The following is a 16,472-nucleotide window of genomic DNA, read 5'->3' as shown; positions in this document are numbered from 1 at the left end:
GCCCGGGATGCTGCGATCCCGGGCACCCCACCTCATTCGATGCCGTATTTGCCAGGAGCGATGACCCCGTTCGGGTCCAGGGCGGATTTGATCGACGCGCAGGCGCGCACCACTTCCGGCATGCGTTGGGCCTGGTGGAACCCGTGGTACATGGTGGGTGCGCGGCCCACGAAGATGCCGCGATCGGCGAACAGCTTGCCCAGCGCCCGGTAGCAGGCGTCCGCGCGGGCGGCCTCGTCGGGGTCTTCGCGGTTGTAGATGATCGCGTGGATGGCGCGGGCGAATCGCGCGCCGCACACGTTGGACAACAGGTACTCCAGCCCGTGGTCCTGGCAAATGCTGCGCGCCTGCGCCTGCAGGGCGTTGACGATGTCACCAGCGACAGGCGATCCCGCCGACAGCCAGATCGCGCCGCCGCCCGGACGCCAGCCCAGCATCTTCAATTCGCTGTCGGTCGGCACGCCGGTGTTGGAATTGATGGCGATGTGCAGCGGGCCGATGTCTTCCGCTTCCTCCATGGGGATCTGGCGTCCTTTGCCCGAGGCCAGGAAGTGCTGGGCGATGCGGTCGATCTGCGGCTGGACGGCGGCGCGGCTGGCGCCGTACACAGCCCCCGATACGGTCCACGATCCCAGGCCATACTGCCGTCTCAGGGCGGCACGGCCTTCGTCGGACAGCGCGCGCTTGCCCCCGTTGGCTGCATATTCCGGATGGGTGGCCGCCGAGGACAGGAGATACAGGTCATTGGTGGCGCGGATCAGCGTCGGTACAAAATTGCTCAGCTTCAGCGGGCGGATGCGTTCAACGATCTCGCCCAGATCTTCGTCGTCGGGGAAGGTGAAGAAGAAGGGTTCGATATGCGGCGGTCGGGGCATGAGCCACATGCCCATGCGGGTAACGATGCCGAAGTTGGATTGAGAGAACAAGCCGTCCAGTGTCGGGCCGAAGCTGTATTTGGAAACATGCCAGTTGGGATGCGAGGAACCGGTCAGGCTGCCGTCGCCAGTGCGGATCACGTCGCCATTTCCCAGCACGACCTCCATGCCGCAGCTCATGCCGAAGTGATCGGCGTAGGCGCCGCTGCCGCCGCCTTTGTCCAGCGCGTTTGCGAGGATGCTGCCCTGCGAGGGGCCTGCCGTCGGCGAGATCATCAGCTTGCTTTCCCGGCGTCGCAACTCGTCGTGCATGGCGCGAAAACTCACACCGGGCTCAAGCACGCAATAGCCCAGCGTTTCGTTGACTTCCAGGATGCGGTTCATGCGTCGTCCCATGTCCACCACCACCTGGCCGGGACGAATGGGCGAGCGGGTGCCCAGGCCGATGTTCTGGCCATTGCTGATGGGATAGAGCTGAACCCGGAAGCGATTCGCCAGTCGCACCAGCGTCTGCACCGCCTCGGTCGAGTCCGGGTAGGCGACCGCCCCGGGCCGCACGTCGGCGCCGGGCAGCGTATGTTCGCCGTAACGGCCGAGGACGTCCTCGCCCAATGTGATGGCGTCCGCGCCTAGCTCGGCCGCGGCCGCATTGGCGAAATCTACGATAGGGTCATTGGAGGGCATTCGTCGTTCACCACAGAAGATCGCCGCTGCCGGCGGTTGTTGGAACCGGCGTGGCCGCCGGCGTTGGAGCGTCTGCCGCCAGCGGCGGCGGGGGCTGGAAGTTCTCCAGGCCGCGGGGGGGCGGGCCGCCCGTGGCCCAGTCCAGTAACTGGACCGTATGGGCTACGGGCACTGGCGTGTAGCGCGAGATCTGCACGAGGCATCCCATGTTGCCGGCGGCGATTACGTCTGGCTGGCTGGCCGAGGCGTGGGCCGCCTTGCGTTGTCCCAGGCGGTCTGAAATGGCGGGTTCGAGGATGTTGTAGGTGCCTGCCGAGCCACAGCACAGATGCGATTCCGCGATGTCGCGCACCTCGATCCCCAGCTTGCCCAGCGCTCTGCGCGGCGGCCGCTCGATCTTGAGGCCATGCTTGAGCGAACAGGAGTCGTGATAAGCAACGGCCAGGCGTAGCGCCGCGCCGGTGGCGGTCAGCGGCAGGCCGGCGGCAATCTGCGTGATGTCCTGGGTGGCTTCGACCACTCTGCGTACCTGGGCCGAGAGGGCAGGACGGTCTGACAGCAATTCCTCATAGCGCTTTATCACCGAACCGCAGCCTGAAGTGGTGCTGATGATGCTGTCGATGTGTCCGGCTTCCAACGCGGCCGACCAACTGCGGACCGCCTGTTCCATATGCCGGGTGGCGGCCTCGCGCCGTCCCATGTGCAGTTCGAGCGCGCCGCAGCACTGTACGCCGGGCACGTTGACGACCTCGATGCCCGCGCGCGTGAGCAGGCGTGTGGCGGAAGCATTGATTTCGGCGCCGAGCACAGATTGGGCACAGCCGTCCAGCAGCGCCACGCGGCGCGTCGGGTTGGCGGGCGGCTGCGGGGCCGCTACGGTTCGCGGTGCGAGCGCTGCGAGGGCGGGGGCGGCGGACAGCGAGGCCAAGGCGCCCAGCGGCCCGCCCAGGCGGCCCATGGCGCCGCGCAGCAAGCGGCCCATGGCCGCGGCGGGGCGCAGCAACGTGGGCGTCGTCAGGATGCGAGCCAGCGCAGTGCGCAGCAAACGCTGTGTCAGCGGACGAACCTTGGCTTTCTCGATGTGTTCGCGCGCGCCGTCGATGATGGCGTGGTACGAGACGCCGGCCGCGCAAGTGGTCTCGCATGACAGGCAGGACAGGCAGCGGTCCAGATGCCGCACGGCGGCGGGACTGGGCGCATCATTGCTGTCCAGCATCTCGCGGGCCAATGCGATTCGGCCGCGGGGCGAGTCAAGCTCTTCGCCATCGAGCACATAGGTCGGGCAGACTGCGGTGCAGAAGCCGAAATGCACGCAACTCTCGGCGGCGGCGCGGACGGATTCCTGGCGGTGGATGGTAATGGTCTTGGGCATGGGGCGACTGAGGCTTGCCGGCCGGGGCCGGGATGAAGCTCATTCTGTCGCCACCAGGAATGCCGGGCTGTGCCCAGCGCGCCAGCGGACGCCGCCCAGGGCGTCAGTTGCGCGTCTGCCCCAGCTTGAGGAGATTGACGGGCAATTCGCCGTAGCGCTCGGAGAACCGCCGCGTGAAGTGGGAGAGATTGTTGAAGCCGCAGGCGAAGGCGGCCTCGCTGACTGTACGGGTCTTGCCGGCCGCCAGCAGTTCATGCGCGAGCGCCAGGCGGGCCTGGACCACGTACGCCTCGAATGACAGCTGGGCGTGCCGAGCGAACAGGCGGTGCAGGGTGCGGACCGAAATGCGGCACGCGGCGGCTACCGTCGCGGGCGACAGGCCAGGATCGGCGATCGTCGTATCGATGTGGCGCTTGATGCCGACGAAACTCAGTTCGGTAGAGGGGGGCGCCGCGGCGTCCGTGATGGCTGCGCAATGCAGGGCGACGATCTCGATGACGGTATTCAGCAGCGTGTCGACGGTTCGGTCTTGCAGCTTGACGCCGGTGTCTGTCAGCAAGCGCATGGTTTCGGCCAGCACGGGCGCGAACGGCATGTCGGCCGGCAGGCTCGCCGGAGCGCGCAGCCGCCGCAGGCCAGGAGCGCGCGCGCTCAAGGCGTGGCGCGGCAGCAGGACCAGCCGGCGCGAGGTCGCTTCGGGAAACGTGATGTCGAACGCGGATCCGGTATCGAGCAGCCCGAATTCTCCCGGCCTCAGGCACAGCTGCTCGTCACCTTGGGCCATCACGGCGCTGCCCTGCAATTGCAGGCTGAGCATGAGGTGATCGCCATTGAGACGGCTGACTTGCCGCTGGGAGCGCCGGATCATGTGCGGGGAGCTTGCGAAGTTCACCAGCCGGACCCCCGCGCGGTTCTGGCTCGACATCGTGCCGGCGAAGCCGGCGTCCGGTTCGGCGCGGAATTCGGAGTCGAGCACGCCGGCGCAGACCGCGTCCTGCCAGAACGCCAGGGCGTGCTGGCCGTGATCGAGGGTGCTCCAGTTGTGCCATTCAGGTGCCATCTCGGCTCCGGGGTCCGTCGCGTGCTGTCGCTGCCAGCGGCATTGGCTGGCACGTTGGGTCATGCGCAATGTAGCGAGGCGGTGGAGAATGGGCCATCCGTGCATTCCCCAGTAACGGCGCACTATGTTCAACGAATGGAGCGTGGCATGAAACGGCTTTTGTCTATTTGGATGGGTGCTTTGCTCGCGGTGTCAGCCTGTCATGCGGCTGCGCAAGAATATCCGGCGCGGCCCGTGCGCATGATCGTGGGTTTCGCGCCAGGTGGCGGCAACGATATCCTTGCCCGCCTGATGGCCGAGCAATTCCAGCGCCGCCTGGGCCAGCCCTTCATCGTGGAGAACCGGCCCGGCGCCAGCGGCGCTATTGCCATCGGCGCCGTCAAGCGGGCAGAGCCGGACGGCTACACCTTGCTGGTGGGGCCAAGCAGCGGCATGACCGTGAATCCGGCCATCTACAACAACCTGGACTACGATCCCGTCGCAGATTTTGCGCCGATCTCCCTGGTTGGGGACATTCCCATGATCCTCACCGTCAAGGCGGAAAGCTCGGCGCGCTCGGTGGCGGATCTGGTCGGCCAGGGAAAGAAGGGCGGCAAGCCATTGTTTGCAGGCTCGGGCGCGAACTCCTTCCAGCTTGCCACCGAAATTTTCGCCAAGCGTGTCGGCCTGGCGACGGAGGTCGTCAACTACAAAGGGAACTCCGCCGTGGTCGCGGCATTGCTGGCCAATGAGATCGACTTTGCGTTGATCGATACCGCGGCCGTGCTGCCTCAGATCCGCAGCGGCCGGTTGAAGGCGTTGGCTGTTACGGGGGCGAAGCGCTTCACCTTGTTGCCTGACGTTCCTACCGTGAGCGAATCCGGAGCGCCGGACTTCGCGATGTCGTTCTGGTCGTCCCTGTACGCTCCTGCGGGCACGCCGCCGGCCGTCATCGAGAAGCTGCAGGCCACCGTGTCCGCCGCCGTGCGCGATCCCGCCGTGGCGGAGCGCCTGCTGGAACTGGGGATCGATCCCGTAGGCAGCGCATCGAAAACCCTGGCAGATACCATGGCCCAGGAGATTCCGATGTACGCGGCGGCGGCCAAGGCGGCCAAGCTGTCACCGGCACAGTAGGCGCATGGCCGGGGCTGGAACGCCACCACGAAACGGTGCGGCGGGCGGCTGATTCACGCGTTGTGGCCACTCGCGCCGGCAGCATGCACCCGTTGCAGGAATGTCCGTATCAGCGTGGCCACCTCATCCAGATGCGTCTCCAACAACCAATGGCCGCCGTCCAGCAGGTGGAGCTCCGCATCCGGCAGGTCGCGCAGATACGCGCGGGCCGAGGCTTCGGGCATGTAATGGTCTTGCGGGCCCCAGACTATCAGTGTCGGCGGTTGGTGTTTGGCCAGGTATTGCCGGTGCTGCGCGAACCAGAACCGGTTTTGTTTCAGCCCGGCGATCAGGTCGATGGCAACCTCCTTGCGGCGTGCCGTCATCAGTGACCAGTGCAGCGTCCATAGGTCTGGCGAAATTCTCTCGGCGATGTCTGGCCGGACATGGTTCAGGAACTCTTCCTGAAAACTCGCTTCGGTAATGCTGTCGCCAATGGCCAGGCGCATTTCCGCTGGCGGCAACGCCCAGGTGGCCTCGATGTCCGCGTACTTGGGGCCCAAGGCGTCTTCGTATGGCACGTCGCCGTTCTGGATGATCAGCGCGGTCACCCGGTGTGGCGCCAGCATGGCCAATCGCGCCCCGATGGGTGAGCCGAAGTCGTGCAGGTAGAGCGCAAAGCGGTCCAGGCCCAGCGTTTTGACGAAACGATCCAGGAAGACCGCATAGCCATCGAAACTGTAATTAAAGCCATCGGGGGTGGCGCTGTAGCCCGCACCGGGGTAATCGGGTGCGACCAGGAGCCAGCGGTCCGCCAGGCGGGGCATCAGGTTGCGGAATTCGTAGGAAGAACAGGGATATCCGTGCGGCAGCAGGATGGCGGGCGCGTCCGGCCGGCCCGCTGTGCGGTAGAAGGTGTCGATGTTGTCGACGCGGATGCGGCGGTGCTGGACATGCGCGGTCATGTGGGCCTCCTCGGGATGCGGATCGATCTGTGGGCGTGGGCCTTGCGCGTCAGCAATCACAGTGCCTGACCGGTTCTGCGCAGAGGGCAACGCCAGCTTCCGGCCTTTTTTCCCAGCTTGCATGGCAAGTCTTGACGGCGAATGCCAGTTCACGTAGCCTATTTTTAACCGATCGGTATAAAAGGGGCGTCAAGATGGAATTCCAAGGCAAGGTTGCTCTGGTCACGGGAGGGACGCGTGGCATTGGCGCAGCTATCGTGCGGCGCTTGGCGCAAAGGGGGGCGGATGTGGCCTTTACTTACGCCAGGTCGGAGCAGGCGGCCAGAGACCTGGTCCAGGAGCTGGGCGGCACCGGGGGCCGGGTCCTCGGCGTCAAGGCGGATAGCCGTGATATGGCTGCGGTCCGCGCAGCGGTGGATCAGACCGCCAGGGAGTTCGGCCGGCTGGACATACTCGTCAACAGCGCGGGCGTATTTCCTTCAGGACCTATCGAGGACGCCACGCTGCAGGAGATCAACGATACGTTGGCGATCCACGCCGCAGCGGTGTACGTGGCCTCTCAAGCGGCACTTGCCCACATGGGTTGCGGCGGGCGCATTATCTCGATCGGCTCGTGCTTTGCGCAGCGCGTGCCCTATGGTGGGGTGACGCTCTATGCGATGAGCAAATCCGCGCTGATCGGCTTTACCAAGGGGCTGGCGCGCGAGGTGGGGGCGCGCGGCATCACGGTAAACATTGTCGATCCAGGGTCGACCGACACCGACATGAATCCGGCCGACGGCCCGACGGTCGCGGCCGAACTGGAACTCATGGCGATCAAGCGATACGCCAAACCCGAGGAAATCGCGGCAGCCGTTGCATATCTTGCAGCGGCCGAGAGTCAGTTCATCACGGGATCTGCGCTGGCCATTGATGGTGGCTTCACAGCGTAGCGGCGCAGGGACCAAACGCAAGCCGCTGGCCGAAGCGGACAACAGTGAGGATTCAGATGGCCTGGGGACTATTGGCACTGGCCGGCATGCTCGAAATCGTCTGGGCATTGGCGCTCAAGCAGGCTGACGGATTGACGAGGTTTTGGCCCAGCGTGATCGGTGTTAGTGTTGCAATGCTAAGCCTGGTCCTGCTCGGCTTGGCCCTCAAGCATCTGCCCGTTGGCACCGCATATGCCATTTGGGTGGGTATTGGCGCCTTTGGCGTGGCTGCTTTCGGCGCATTGCTGCTCGGCGAGCACATGTCATCGGCCAAGCTGCTGTTCCTGGGGCTGATAGGGATAGGCGTAGCGGGTCTGCGGATAATTGAATCGTGAGTATCGGTGGCAAAACAAAATCGGCGCCAGCGCCGAAAATCGGCCGGCCCAGGGAATTTGACAGGGACGCGGCTTTGCTTGCCGCCATGCGAACCTTCTGGACGCAAGGCTATGAAGGCACGTCGATCCAGGACCTGGTCGCAGCCATGGGCGTCAACAAGCCCAGCCTGTATTCCACCTTTGGTTGCAAGGAAGAGATCTTCCGTGAAGCCGTCGAGCTTTACGATCGCATCGAGGGCCGTGCGACGTCGCAGAGCCTTGCCAAGGCCGGCACAGCCCGCGAAGCCGTCGAGACCATGTTGCGAGCCAACGCGCGAGCCTATGTCGTCGAAGAGGGGCCGCGCGGCTGCATGATCGTATTGTCATCCTTGCTTGGCGCTCCCGAGAACGAGAGCGTGCGCGCGTTTCTTGCCGAAAACCGCTTGAACGGCGAAACGATGCTGAGAGACCGCCTTGCGCAAGGTATTGCAGCGGGAGACCTTGATTCCTCGGCGGATGTCGGCCAGCTCGCGGCCTTTTACACCACCGTTCTCGAAGGGCTTTCCATTCAGGCCCGTGACGGCGCCTCCGTGGACAAGCTGAATGTGATCATCGACGCCGCCATGCTTGCCTGGCCCGCCGCGGGATAGCGGGGGCGAGGCCTCCTCGGGGCCGGGGGCGGCGCTATGCCTGGACGACCATCCAGGCGACGAACCGGCGCACGACGGGCAGCAGGAGTAGCAGGCTAGGAAACGCGACGATCCACGAGGCGCCCCAGGCATTGGGCCAACTGAGGACAAAATCGGCGCCCACGCCGACGCTTGTGGCGGTCGCCACAGCCGAAACAATGGCCGACATGAACACTGAAAGTACCAGTGGCATGAGAAAGCGGGCATAGCCTTGAGGGAGTTTTGGCATTTCAATGATCCTTATCCTGGCGGGCAGATTTTTTCTCCGCGACCAGGTCTTTGATGTACGCGCGGAGCGAGCGCGGTTCCCGTTCGAGCGCGGCCGTCAAGGCGAGGCTGTTGCCCCCTAGTCCAACGGCCCGGTAGTGATCGAACACTTTTGACAGCAACACGATCTGCTCGTCGCCATAAGGCAGACGGGCGTTGGCCGCCCATGCGTTGAATTCAGGCTGCCGTGCAGTGACCGGATAACCCAGCGCGTCCGACAAGGCGGCTACGATGTCCATGCGGTCGAACATGCCGGCGCACAACTCCAGCGTGGCGAAGGCAAGCCGGTCTTCCGTCAATGCGATCGCGGCGACCTCCGCGACATCCCGGTAGTCCACGCGCGCGATTCTTGCGTCATTGGGAAAAGGCTCGCCGAAGCAGGAATGGTCACGGATGGATGGCCAGGCCAAGCCTATGTTCTGCATGAAATTGGCAGGATGCAGGATCGTATATTCCAGCCGTGACGCGTATAGGGCGTCCTCTACGGGTATCTTGCTGGCGTGATTGGCAAGGCGCGTGTTCGTCGGCTGGATGACGGACGAAAAGACAAATTTCCGCACGCCGTTGCGTTGTGCCGCGGCAACCAGCGCCACGCCCATCGCGGCTTCGTCCGCAGTAAACGCGGGGCCGATATGAAAAATGCCATCTACGCCGCGCGTTGCCTCGGCAAGACTGTGGATATTGCGGAGGTCGCCGATGGCCACCTCACTCGCTCCGAGCGAGCGGGCAACCGCTGCCCGCGCCGCATCGCGCACGAGAGCCCGGATTGCGACCTTGCGCCGCAGTAATTCGGGAACCACCAGGCTTGCAAATTTGCCGGTGGCCCCAACGACCAGAACGATGGGTTGAGCGCTGCCCACTGGTTTCTCCTCGGGATGGATGAACGATCGAGGGCAGTGTAGATTCTCGGTATTGTCGAAACAATAAGTGCAAAATGTGAATCTAAATCACGTTATTCGAGATAATAATGAGCCGCCTCGAAGACCTTGAAGCCTTTATCCATATCGCTGAAACCGGGAGCCTGACAAAGGCTGCGCGCCTTCTCAACCGTTCGCTGCAAGCTGTCAGCCGCTCCCTGGCTGCGCTGGAACAGGATGTCGGCGTTCAGCTCGTACACCGCAGTACCCGGCATTGCGCGCTCAGCGAAGCCGGGGAGACATTCTTCTTGCGTGTGAAGCCGGCGGTAGCGGAGATCGGCGAGGCGCGGCTTGAGGTCGCCGATCGCCGGACGGCGCCGTCCGGCCTGTTGCGCGTGGGAGCGCCGATCCTGTTCGGTCCGGACTTCCTGGTTCCGGTCATCGCGCAATACATGCAAGCCTATCCACAAGTTGAAGTCGACCTGCAACTGACGGATTCGTTTACCGATCTGTCCAGTGCTGGCCTGGACCTAGTGGTGCGTATTGCCGACCTGCCCGATTCAGGCTTGCAGGGAAGGCAGCTGGGAACCTTGCGGCGGGTCGTATTCGGCGCGAGGTCCTACTTCGAGCAGCATGGCCGCCCCTCGCATCCGTCGGAATTGCGCCAGCACGCCTGCATTGTCAGGACCGTCGATCAACATCCCGGCCAATGGGTTTTCCAGATTGACGGCAAGCGGCGCGCGGTGGGAGTCCGCGGTCCCTTCCGTACCAATACGATGGCGGCAATCTACCGCGCCGTCAGCGCCGGGCTGGGCATCGGCTATTCGCCGCTGTGGCAGATCAAACACTTGCTGGATGCGGGCCAGGTGGAAACCATACTCGAGGATTTCGAACCCAAGCCAGTGCCTATTCACGCGTTGTGGCAGGAGAACAGACTCCCTCCCGCCAAGGTGCGCGCGTTTGTCGATCACCTGGTGGAACGACTGAGGCTGGATCAGCTCTAGAAGCAGGGCTGGCAGGGGCCGCCATCCATTCCGCGCCGGTGGCGGGGCGGGTCTAGCTGAAGCGGCCGATGGTAAGCCCTTCCAGATCGATTGCGGGTTTGCGTCCGCACACGAGGTCCGCAACCACGCGGGACGTGCCGCAAGCCTGTGTCCATCCATTCGACCCATGTCCGCTGTTGAGAAACAGCCCGTCCCAGCCCGACAGGCCCAGAATCGGCGGGCCGTCCGGTGTCATGGGACGCAGGCCCGCCCAGAATTTGGCGTTTTCGTAGTCGACGCCGTTTGGAAACATGTTGCGCACGGCACGGACCAGCACGGCTTTGCGGCCCGGATCCAGCGACAGATCGTGGCCGACCAGTTCTGCCATGCCGGCGGCGCGGATTCTGTTGCCCAAGCGGGAAACCATGATCTTGTTGTGTTCATCCATCACCGACATGTTCGGCGCCTGCTCGCCGTCTATCACGGGCACCGTGATGGAAAATCCCTTGAGCGGGTACACCGGCAGCTTGATCCCCAGGGGGGCGACAAGCGCGGGCGCCTGATTGCCCATGGCGACGACGGTCGCTTCCGCTTTGAGCGCGCCGGCTGAAGTTTCCGCTCCAACGATGCGGCCGCCTTCTTTCAGCAAACGCCTGACCTCGGTCCCAAAGTGAAATCGCACCCCGGCGTTCCGCAGCCATGCCGTCATTGCCTGGCAGAAGAGATGGCTGTCGCCCGACGCGTCGGACGGCAGATGAAGCGCGCCTTCGATGTTGATCGTCGCGTCCCGCAAGGCGGGTTCCACGGCGATCGCGCCATGCCTGTCCAACCGATGGTGGGCGATGCCCAATTCTTTGAGGGCGCTGGCCGCAATATCGCCGTACTGGCATTCTGCCTTGGTCTGGAAAAGCTGCAGGACGCCGTCGGCGTGAAAGTCGAATGCGATGCCGGTTTCCGCCATGAGTTCCCGCAGGCATGCGAGGCTGTAGTGCGCCACGCGCTGCATGCGCAATTTGTTGACCCGGAATCGTGGCGCATTGCACTCTTTGAGCCACAGGCGCGTCCAGCGCAGTCTTGCGAGTTCGGGCCAAAGCGAGTAGCGGACGGGCGCATCGGCCTTCAATGCCATCTTCAACACTTTGATTGGCATTCCAGGCGCTGCCCACGGCGCGGCAAAGCTGGGGCATAGTCCCCCGGCGTTGCCAAAGCTGGTTTCCATCGCCGCGCCGGGGTGGCGTTCCACGACGTCCACCTCGTGGCCCGCGCGGGTCAGGTAATAGGCCGTGGAGATTCCGACCACGCCGGCGCCTAGGACGAGGATCTTCATGGGTTCCTATTTCTTGATCGACCTGGAGGCCGGTTGCGATTGCGAAGCGGTGAACTTTCGCAAGCGTAAGAGACGCGACAGGAAAAATTATTTCCTTTTATCGGTCCCCTCTGCCGCAATAGGAAAAAAACTTCAGGTCAACGTATGGCGGCCGCGGGGCGCGCAGTCGCTTTGCGCGCCTTGAGAGGCTTGCAACGGTTCGCGCGTTCTTCGACGGATTTCGCCAGCACATCCAGGCAAAGCCTGTACATCGATTGAACGAAGGGATTGGAACGCAGATACGTAGCCTCGCCGAAGTAAATGGGAATCTTCGGGGTATTGGTCAGGGCGACGCACTGGATGCGGCTGTCGGTTTCCTCTATGCACCAGGTGGGCAGCAAGGCGAAGCCCAGGCCTTCGTCGACGCATCGTTTGGCGCTTGCGCTGGTCGACGTCGACACGACGACCCGGGGCCGCTCATTGTCGATCGACAGATACTCCAATGCCATGTTGCGCAACATCTGCCCCGGTTCATAGGTGATGAGCGGCCTTCCGAGAGCCCACTTGGGTACCGCGGCTTCGGTGGCTGGCAGCGGCCAGCCGGCAGGGCATACCAGCGCCGGCCGATAGTGGCAGACCACCCGTTGCGACATGACGGTGTTGCCGAAGTAGCGTTCGCTCAGGCAGACGTCCAGCGAACCGCTGTGTATCAGGTCCGGCAACGACACATCACGTTCGTAGCCGACGATTTCAACATTGGGGTGGAATTTTCGGAACGCCGTCAGCACGGGCGGAAGCAGGTAGAAGAAAATCGCCTGCGGCATGCCGATACGAATGACCGGCCGTTCCTTGTCGATCAGGCTGCCGAGCCGCGTCAGCATGGCATCGAACTCGGGCTCGAGCAGCCGATAGAGACTGGTGCCGCGGGGCGTGAGCGAGATGGACTTGGCGCCGCGCTTGGCGACGATGAGTTTCTCGCCGACGCGCTGTTCTAGACGCCGGATGTGGTTGGCCACGGACTGGTAGGAAATGTTCAGCCGGCGAGCGGCCGCCGAGTACGTGCCTTCCTGGGCCGCGAGGAAAAAGGTCTGTGTGAGGGTGAGATTGACCTCTTTCATGGCTACTCCTGTAGGCGGTCAACTTATAAATATAGTTATAAGTTTAAGCCTATGAATTGTATCGTTGCGACGGTATTCCGTACATAAAATGGGTTCCAGGTTGACCGCCGTGTATTGCATTGCGGTGGTCGGATGTGATGCCGCATTTTGGGGCCGGTCCCCGAGCGCCTTGCCGCGCGGCTAAGTCAAATAGCTGATCGCAGCTCAACGCTATGGACAAGAAAGATCGCAGCATCCTCGAGTTTCTCCAGAATGATGCACGTCTGTCGAACAACGACATCGCCGAGCGAGTGCATCTCTCGCCGACGGCGTGCTGGAAGCGCATCCAGCACATGCTGGAATCCGGCCTCATCCGGCGGCAGGTCTGCCTGCTGGACCGTTGCAAGGCCGGCCTTGGCGTGACGGTGTTCGTGTCGATAAAGACGGGATGCCACGACCTGCAGTGGTTGCGGAAATTCTCGCTCGGCGTGAAGGATATGCCCGAGGTGGTGGAGTTTTATCGCTTGAGTGGCGATACCGACTATCTCCTGAAGGTGGTGGCGCCGGATATCGCCGGGTTCGATCTGGTCTACAAGAAACTCATCCAGGTTGCAGAGCTTTTCGACGTCAGCTCGAGTTTTGCAATGGAAGAAATCAAGTACACCACGGCGCTCCCGCTGGACTACCTTTAAGCCATGCCTGCATTGCCGGAGGCGGAGATAAATATTCTCTTTTTCGGACGTCCGGGAACTCAGAATCGAAAAGTTTTCTCCGGACCCGCTCCTAGACTACTCCAGAACATCAGCGGCAATTGACCGTGTTCAGGCCGCCCATTCTTGGAGATTGAAAGTCATGAAGGAAGATACTCAACTGGTCACAGTCGGACGGCATCCGGAGCGATTCGGCGGCCTGGTGAACACGCCGATCTGCCGAGCATCCACCATTCTTGCGGGTTCGATGGCGGAGTGGGAAGAAATGAAGCGTGCTCGCGCCGCGGAAGAGCCGGGAGCCACCACCTACGGCCGCTACGGAACCGCCACCACGCATGCGTTCGAGGAAGCCATTGCGGCGCTGGAAGGCGGACACCGATCGCTCGCGTTTCCCTCCGGGCTGGCAGCCATAGTCACGACGCTGACCGCGCTGCTTTCGGCGGGCGATCATGTGCTGGTGACATACAGCGCCTATTCGCCCACGCGTTCATTCCTGGACCACGTGCTCAGCCGGCTCGGCGTCGAGGTGGAGGTCTACGATCCGGGCCGCGGCAAGAACATCGAGTCTGTCATGCGCTCCAATACGCGGGTCGTGTATGTCGAGTCGCCGGGCTCCGAAACCCTCGAAATCCAGGATATTCCGGCCATCACCGCCGTTGCGCATGCCCACGGCGCATTTGTCGTCATGGACAACACGTGGGCAACGCCCTTGTTCTTCAAGCCGTTCGAGCACGGCGTCGACGTGTCCATCCACGCGGCGACGAAGTACATCGTGGGCCATTCGGACGCCATGCTGGGCGTGGTTACCTGCAATGAGGCCACTTGGGCGCAAGTCAAGAAGACGACGCAATACATGGGCCAGACCGCGGGGCCCGACGATATCTATCTTGCACTGCGCGGGCTGCGCACCATGGGCGTGCGTTTGCAACGGCACTGGGCGTCCGGGCTGCGCGTCGCGCAGTGGCTGGAGCAGCAGGCGGAGGTCGAGGCGGTGGTGCACCCCGCCTTGCCCTCGCATCCTGGCCATGCTCTCTGGAAGCGGGATTTCAGGGGCGCCAGCGGCTTGTTCACGGTCGTGCTGCGCGCAAGCGAGGATGAGTCCGTGGCTGCCTTCGTCGATGCCTTGCAGCATTTCGGCATTGGCGTGTCATGGGGCGGATATGAAAGCCTGGCCATTCCGTTCACGCCGGGAAAGCACCATGGGGCGCGCTGGCCGTACACAGGCAAAGCGGTGCGCTTGCACGTGGGCCTGGAAGACCCCGAGGATCTGATAGCCGACCTGAACAGGGGGCTGGCAGCCCTGGCCGCCCGCAAATCCTTGCTGCAAGCCGCCGAGCCTACCGCCGCATAGCCGGAATATTCAAAAGCACTCTCTCAACCTGACAGTCAAAGGAATAAGCATGAGCAAGATGAAACTCACCGGTTCTTTCGTGGCGTTGATCACGCCGTTCAATAAAGACGGCAGCGCCGACTTCGAAGCATTCCGCGAGCTTCTCAAGTTTCATGAGGACAACGGCACCAGCGCCGTGCTCATCATGGGATCCACGGGCGAAGTGTCCATGCTTTCGCAACAGGAACGCTACGACATCATCGCCAAGACCGCGAAGATGAAGACGGGCAAGATGAAGCTGTTTTATGGTTGCACCGGAAACAATACGGAGACGACCAAGGACTATCTGCGCTTTGCGCGGGAAAACGGCGCGGATGGCGCCATCCTGGCGGCGCCGGCCTACATCTGCGCGTCGGAGGCGGATATCGAGGATTACTTCCTTGAGGTCGCGGACGCCACGGACCTGCCGCTGGGCATCTACAACAACCCGCCTCGCGTCAAGAGCGATCTGCACTGGGACCAGCTGCTGCGCATATTCAAGCATCCGAACTACGTGGTCCATAAAGAATCCACGACCCGGGTGGGACAGGTGGCGCAGGTGTTGCGCGGCGCGCCCGACGTGTCGGTGATGTGTTGCGATTCGCCGAACCTGGGCCTGGTCGTGCCGACCATGAGCCTGGGCGGCCACGGTACCGCCAACATGACGGGCAATATCGCGCCGGCGGAGCTGGCGCTGATCTCCAAGCCCTGGACGTCGCCCGAGGTGAGCACCAGCTTCCGCGAGGCATATCTACGCAATCTGCAATTGCTGCATTACTCCTACTCGGCGATCAATCCCGTAGCCATCAAGTCCTTGATGAAAGCCGTGGGCTTGCCCGCTGGCGACCTGCGCAAGCCGTTGCGCGGCCTGGAAGGCGAGGCGCTGCTCAAGGGGCTGCGTGTGATCAAGGACCTGGAACTCGACAAGAAGTATGGCTGGAGCTCTCCGGCGCTGAAAGCCGCTTGAACGGCGCAGGGTTCGACAGGGGGAATCCATGGATCTTGGAATTCGAGGGCGCCGCGCGCTTGTTTTTGGTGGCAGCAAGGGAATGGGACGCGCGTGCGCTGCGCAGTTGGCAAGTGAAGGCGTTGACGTGGTCATCGCCGCGCGCACCGAAAGCACGCTGGCAACGGCCGCCGCAGAGCTGACCGCCGCGACCGGGGCTCCGGTCCGGTATGTGGTTGCCGACATCACGACGGATGCGGGCCGGGAGGCGGCTCTCGCGGCTTGTCCCGGTCCCGACATCCTGGTGAACAACGCCGATGGAGCGCCACCCGGCGATTTTCGCCAATGGACCCAGGCCGACTGGCATGACGCCCTGGATTCCATGGCGCTCGGGCCGATAGACATGATTCGGCGAGTGGTGGATGGAATGATGGAGCGCCGCTTCGGGCGCATCGTGAACATCGTCTCACGCAGCGTCAAGACACCCCAGCTCGAACTGGGTTTGTCCAACGGCGCCCGGTCTTGCCTGGTGGGATTCGTTGCCGGTCTGGCTCGCCAGACGGTTCGGTACAACGTCACCATCAATAACCTTCTGCCCGGCGTCTTTGCGACCGATGCTCAGCGACGCCACATCGAGGGCATGCTGGAACCGGGCGGAAAGTCATTTGACGAACTTTGGCAAACCCGGGGGTCAGGCAATCCGGCGGGGCGCTACGGAGAGCCCGGGGAATTGGGCGCGCTTTGCGCCTACGTGTGTTCCGCCCAGGCCGGCTATGTCTGCGGCCAGAACATATTGATAGACGGAGCCGCCTACCCAGGCACCTACTAGTCTGCCTGCGTTTCCCAGCCTCTGAGCAATCCGGTGGACACCGGGTTGCCGGCGGCGGGACCGCTGTTTACACCTTCATTCATCTT

The 16,472-nt window shown here is 63.1% G+C and carries 17 protein-coding genes; 9 read left to right on the top strand and 8 right to left on the bottom strand.

Annotated features, from left to right (window positions below; translation table 11 throughout):
* Window positions 1-32: 32 nt before the first annotated feature.
* From CEY08_RS20145 to CEY08_RS20135, 3 genes are all read right to left on the bottom strand, one after another.
* Window positions 33-1,559: an FAD-binding oxidoreductase gene (locus CEY08_RS20145; protein WP_076815411.1), complete on the bottom strand. Its 1,527-nt coding sequence runs from the start codon at window positions 1,557-1,559 to the stop codon at window positions 33-35.
* A 7-nt stretch (window positions 1,560-1,566) separates the two neighbouring features.
* Window positions 1,567-2,931 (bottom strand): glycolate oxidase subunit GlcF, encoded by a 1,365-nt coding sequence (gene glcF / locus CEY08_RS20140; protein ID WP_076815409.1) that lies wholly within the window; start codon window positions 2,929-2,931, stop codon window positions 1,567-1,569.
* A 103-nt stretch (window positions 2,932-3,034) separates the two neighbouring features.
* Entirely contained in the window at window positions 3,035-3,991 is a 957-nt protein-coding gene (locus CEY08_RS20135; RefSeq protein ID WP_063642762.1) for a helix-turn-helix domain-containing protein, read from the bottom strand.
* 240 nt (window positions 3,992-4,231) lie between these two features.
* On the opposite strand from CEY08_RS20135, the gene CEY08_RS20130 reads away from it, so the two are divergent.
* On the top strand, window positions 4,232-5,104 hold the full coding sequence (locus CEY08_RS20130) for a Bug family tripartite tricarboxylate transporter substrate binding protein (RefSeq protein WP_232033863.1): 873 nt from the start codon (window positions 4,232-4,234) through the stop codon (window positions 5,102-5,104).
* Between the two features lie 53 nt (window positions 5,105-5,157).
* Here CEY08_RS20130 and CEY08_RS20125 read toward each other — a convergent pair whose 3' ends face one another.
* Entirely contained in the window at window positions 5,158-6,048 is an 891-nt protein-coding gene (locus CEY08_RS20125) for an alpha/beta fold hydrolase (RefSeq protein ID WP_076815404.1), read from the bottom strand.
* A gap of 194 nt (window positions 6,049-6,242) precedes the next feature.
* Between CEY08_RS20125 and CEY08_RS20120 the strand changes: the two genes are divergently transcribed.
* Genes CEY08_RS20120 through CEY08_RS20110 form a run of 3 tightly spaced genes read left to right on the top strand, consistent with a single transcriptional unit; the run spans window position 6,243 to window position 7,983 of the window.
* Entirely contained in the window at window positions 6,243-6,980 is a 738-nt protein-coding gene (locus CEY08_RS20120) for an SDR family oxidoreductase (RefSeq protein ID WP_076815402.1), read from the top strand.
* Between the two features lie 56 nt (window positions 6,981-7,036).
* Window positions 7,037-7,354 carry a DMT family transporter gene (locus CEY08_RS20115; RefSeq protein WP_042795052.1) on the top strand — a complete coding sequence of 106 codons (318 nt, stop codon included), beginning with the start codon at window positions 7,037-7,039 and terminating at the stop codon, window positions 7,352-7,354.
* A complete protein-coding gene (locus tag CEY08_RS20110; RefSeq protein ID WP_076815400.1) occupies window positions 7,351-7,983 on the top strand; it encodes a TetR/AcrR family transcriptional regulator in 633 nt (210 codons plus the stop codon). Before CEY08_RS20115 ends, CEY08_RS20110 begins: the two co-directional genes overlap by 4 nt.
* A 34-nt stretch (window positions 7,984-8,017) precedes the next feature.
* On the opposite strand, the gene CEY08_RS20105 is transcribed toward CEY08_RS20110, so the two are convergent.
* On the bottom strand, window positions 8,018-8,251 hold the full coding sequence (locus CEY08_RS20105) for a DUF2798 domain-containing protein (protein WP_084738601.1): 234 nt from the start codon (window positions 8,249-8,251) through the stop codon (window positions 8,018-8,020).
* Between the two features lies 1 nt (window position 8,252).
* Window positions 8,253-9,149, bottom strand: a complete 897-nt coding sequence (locus CEY08_RS20100) for an NmrA family NAD(P)-binding protein (protein WP_076815396.1) — start codon at window positions 9,147-9,149, stop codon at window positions 8,253-8,255.
* 107 nt (window positions 9,150-9,256) lie between these two features.
* On the opposite strand from CEY08_RS20100, the gene CEY08_RS20095 reads away from it, so the two are divergent.
* The gene (locus CEY08_RS20095) at window positions 9,257-10,150 is read left to right on the top strand and encodes a LysR family transcriptional regulator (RefSeq protein WP_076815394.1); all 894 of its coding nucleotides are present in this window, start codon (window positions 9,257-9,259) and stop codon (window positions 10,148-10,150) included.
* A gap of 52 nt (window positions 10,151-10,202) precedes the next feature.
* Here CEY08_RS20095 and CEY08_RS20090 read toward each other — a convergent pair whose 3' ends face one another.
* The gene (locus tag CEY08_RS20090) at window positions 10,203-11,456 is read right to left on the bottom strand and encodes a D-amino acid dehydrogenase (protein ID WP_063642758.1); all 1,254 of its coding nucleotides are present in this window, start codon (window positions 11,454-11,456) and stop codon (window positions 10,203-10,205) included.
* A gap of 137 nt (window positions 11,457-11,593) precedes the next feature.
* On the bottom strand, window positions 11,594-12,553 hold the full coding sequence (locus CEY08_RS20085; protein ID WP_076815392.1) for a LysR family transcriptional regulator: 960 nt from the start codon (window positions 12,551-12,553) through the stop codon (window positions 11,594-11,596).
* A gap of 212 nt (window positions 12,554-12,765) precedes the next feature.
* On the opposite strand from CEY08_RS20085, the gene CEY08_RS20080 reads away from it, so the two are divergent.
* The 4 genes from CEY08_RS20080 to CEY08_RS20065 all read left to right on the top strand — a co-directional run bounded on the left by CEY08_RS20080 (window position 12,766) and on the right by CEY08_RS20065 (window position 16,386).
* Window positions 12,766-13,224, top strand: a complete 459-nt coding sequence (locus CEY08_RS20080) for an Lrp/AsnC family transcriptional regulator (RefSeq protein ID WP_042795046.1) — start codon at window positions 12,766-12,768, stop codon at window positions 13,222-13,224.
* 160 nt (window positions 13,225-13,384) lie between these two features.
* Complete coding sequence (gene metC, locus CEY08_RS20075) at window positions 13,385-14,593, top strand: cystathionine beta-lyase (protein ID WP_076815390.1); 1,209 nt, start codon at window positions 13,385-13,387, stop codon at window positions 14,591-14,593.
* Between the two features lie 49 nt (window positions 14,594-14,642).
* A complete protein-coding gene (locus CEY08_RS20070; RefSeq protein WP_042795044.1) occupies window positions 14,643-15,578 on the top strand; it encodes a 4-hydroxy-tetrahydrodipicolinate synthase family protein in 936 nt (311 codons plus the stop codon).
* 28 nt (window positions 15,579-15,606) lie between these two features.
* Window positions 15,607-16,386: an SDR family oxidoreductase gene (locus CEY08_RS20065; protein WP_076815388.1), complete on the top strand. Its 780-nt coding sequence runs from the start codon at window positions 15,607-15,609 to the stop codon at window positions 16,384-16,386.
* The last annotated feature ends 86 nt before the right edge of the window (window positions 16,387-16,472 follow it).

Source organism: Achromobacter insolitus, assembly GCF_002209555.1.
Taxonomy (GTDB): domain Bacteria; phylum Pseudomonadota; class Gammaproteobacteria; order Burkholderiales; family Burkholderiaceae_B; genus Achromobacter; species Achromobacter insolitus.
Note: the sequence above shows the minus strand (reverse complement) of the source record. Positions and strands in the feature narration are given on the sequence as shown.

What these genes read in the sequence shown, in the direction of transcription:
- CEY08_RS20095 (WP_076815394.1), top strand. Translation starts at nt 9,257, where the DNA reads ATGAGCCGCCTCGAAGACCTTGAAGCCTTTATCCATATCGCTGAAACC.
- CEY08_RS20065 (WP_076815388.1), top strand. Translation starts at nt 15,607, where the DNA reads ATGGATCTTGGAATTCGAGGGCGCCGCGCGCTTGTTTTTGGTGGCAGC.
- CEY08_RS20070 (WP_042795044.1), top strand. Translation starts at nt 14,643, where the DNA reads ATGAGCAAGATGAAACTCACCGGTTCTTTCGTGGCGTTGATCACGCCG.
- CEY08_RS20135 (WP_063642762.1), bottom strand. Translation starts at nt 3,991, where the DNA reads ATGGCACCTGAATGGCACAACTGGAGCACCCTCGATCACGGCCAGCAC.
- metC (WP_076815390.1), top strand. Translation starts at nt 13,385, where the DNA reads ATGAAGGAAGATACTCAACTGGTCACAGTCGGACGGCATCCGGAGCGA.
- CEY08_RS20120 (WP_076815402.1), top strand. Translation starts at nt 6,243, where the DNA reads ATGGAATTCCAAGGCAAGGTTGCTCTGGTCACGGGAGGGACGCGTGGC.
- CEY08_RS20125 (WP_076815404.1), bottom strand. Translation starts at nt 6,048, where the DNA reads ATGACCGCGCATGTCCAGCACCGCCGCATCCGCGTCGACAACATCGAC.
- CEY08_RS20115 (WP_042795052.1), top strand. Translation starts at nt 7,037, where the DNA reads ATGGCCTGGGGACTATTGGCACTGGCCGGCATGCTCGAAATCGTCTGG.
- CEY08_RS20080 (WP_042795046.1), top strand. Translation starts at nt 12,766, where the DNA reads ATGGACAAGAAAGATCGCAGCATCCTCGAGTTTCTCCAGAATGATGCA.
- glcF (WP_076815409.1), bottom strand. Translation starts at nt 2,931, where the DNA reads ATGCCCAAGACCATTACCATCCACCGCCAGGAATCCGTCCGCGCCGCC.
- CEY08_RS20085 (WP_076815392.1), bottom strand. Translation starts at nt 12,553, where the DNA reads ATGAAAGAGGTCAATCTCACCCTCACACAGACCTTTTTCCTCGCGGCC.
- CEY08_RS20105 (WP_084738601.1), bottom strand. Translation starts at nt 8,251, where the DNA reads ATGCCAAAACTCCCTCAAGGCTATGCCCGCTTTCTCATGCCACTGGTA.
- CEY08_RS20145 (WP_076815411.1), bottom strand. Translation starts at nt 1,559, where the DNA reads ATGCCCTCCAATGACCCTATCGTAGATTTCGCCAATGCGGCCGCGGCC.
- CEY08_RS20090 (WP_063642758.1), bottom strand. Translation starts at nt 11,456, where the DNA reads ATGAAGATCCTCGTCCTAGGCGCCGGCGTGGTCGGAATCTCCACGGCC.
- CEY08_RS20130 (WP_232033863.1), top strand. Translation starts at nt 4,232, where the DNA reads ATGATCGTGGGTTTCGCGCCAGGTGGCGGCAACGATATCCTTGCCCGC.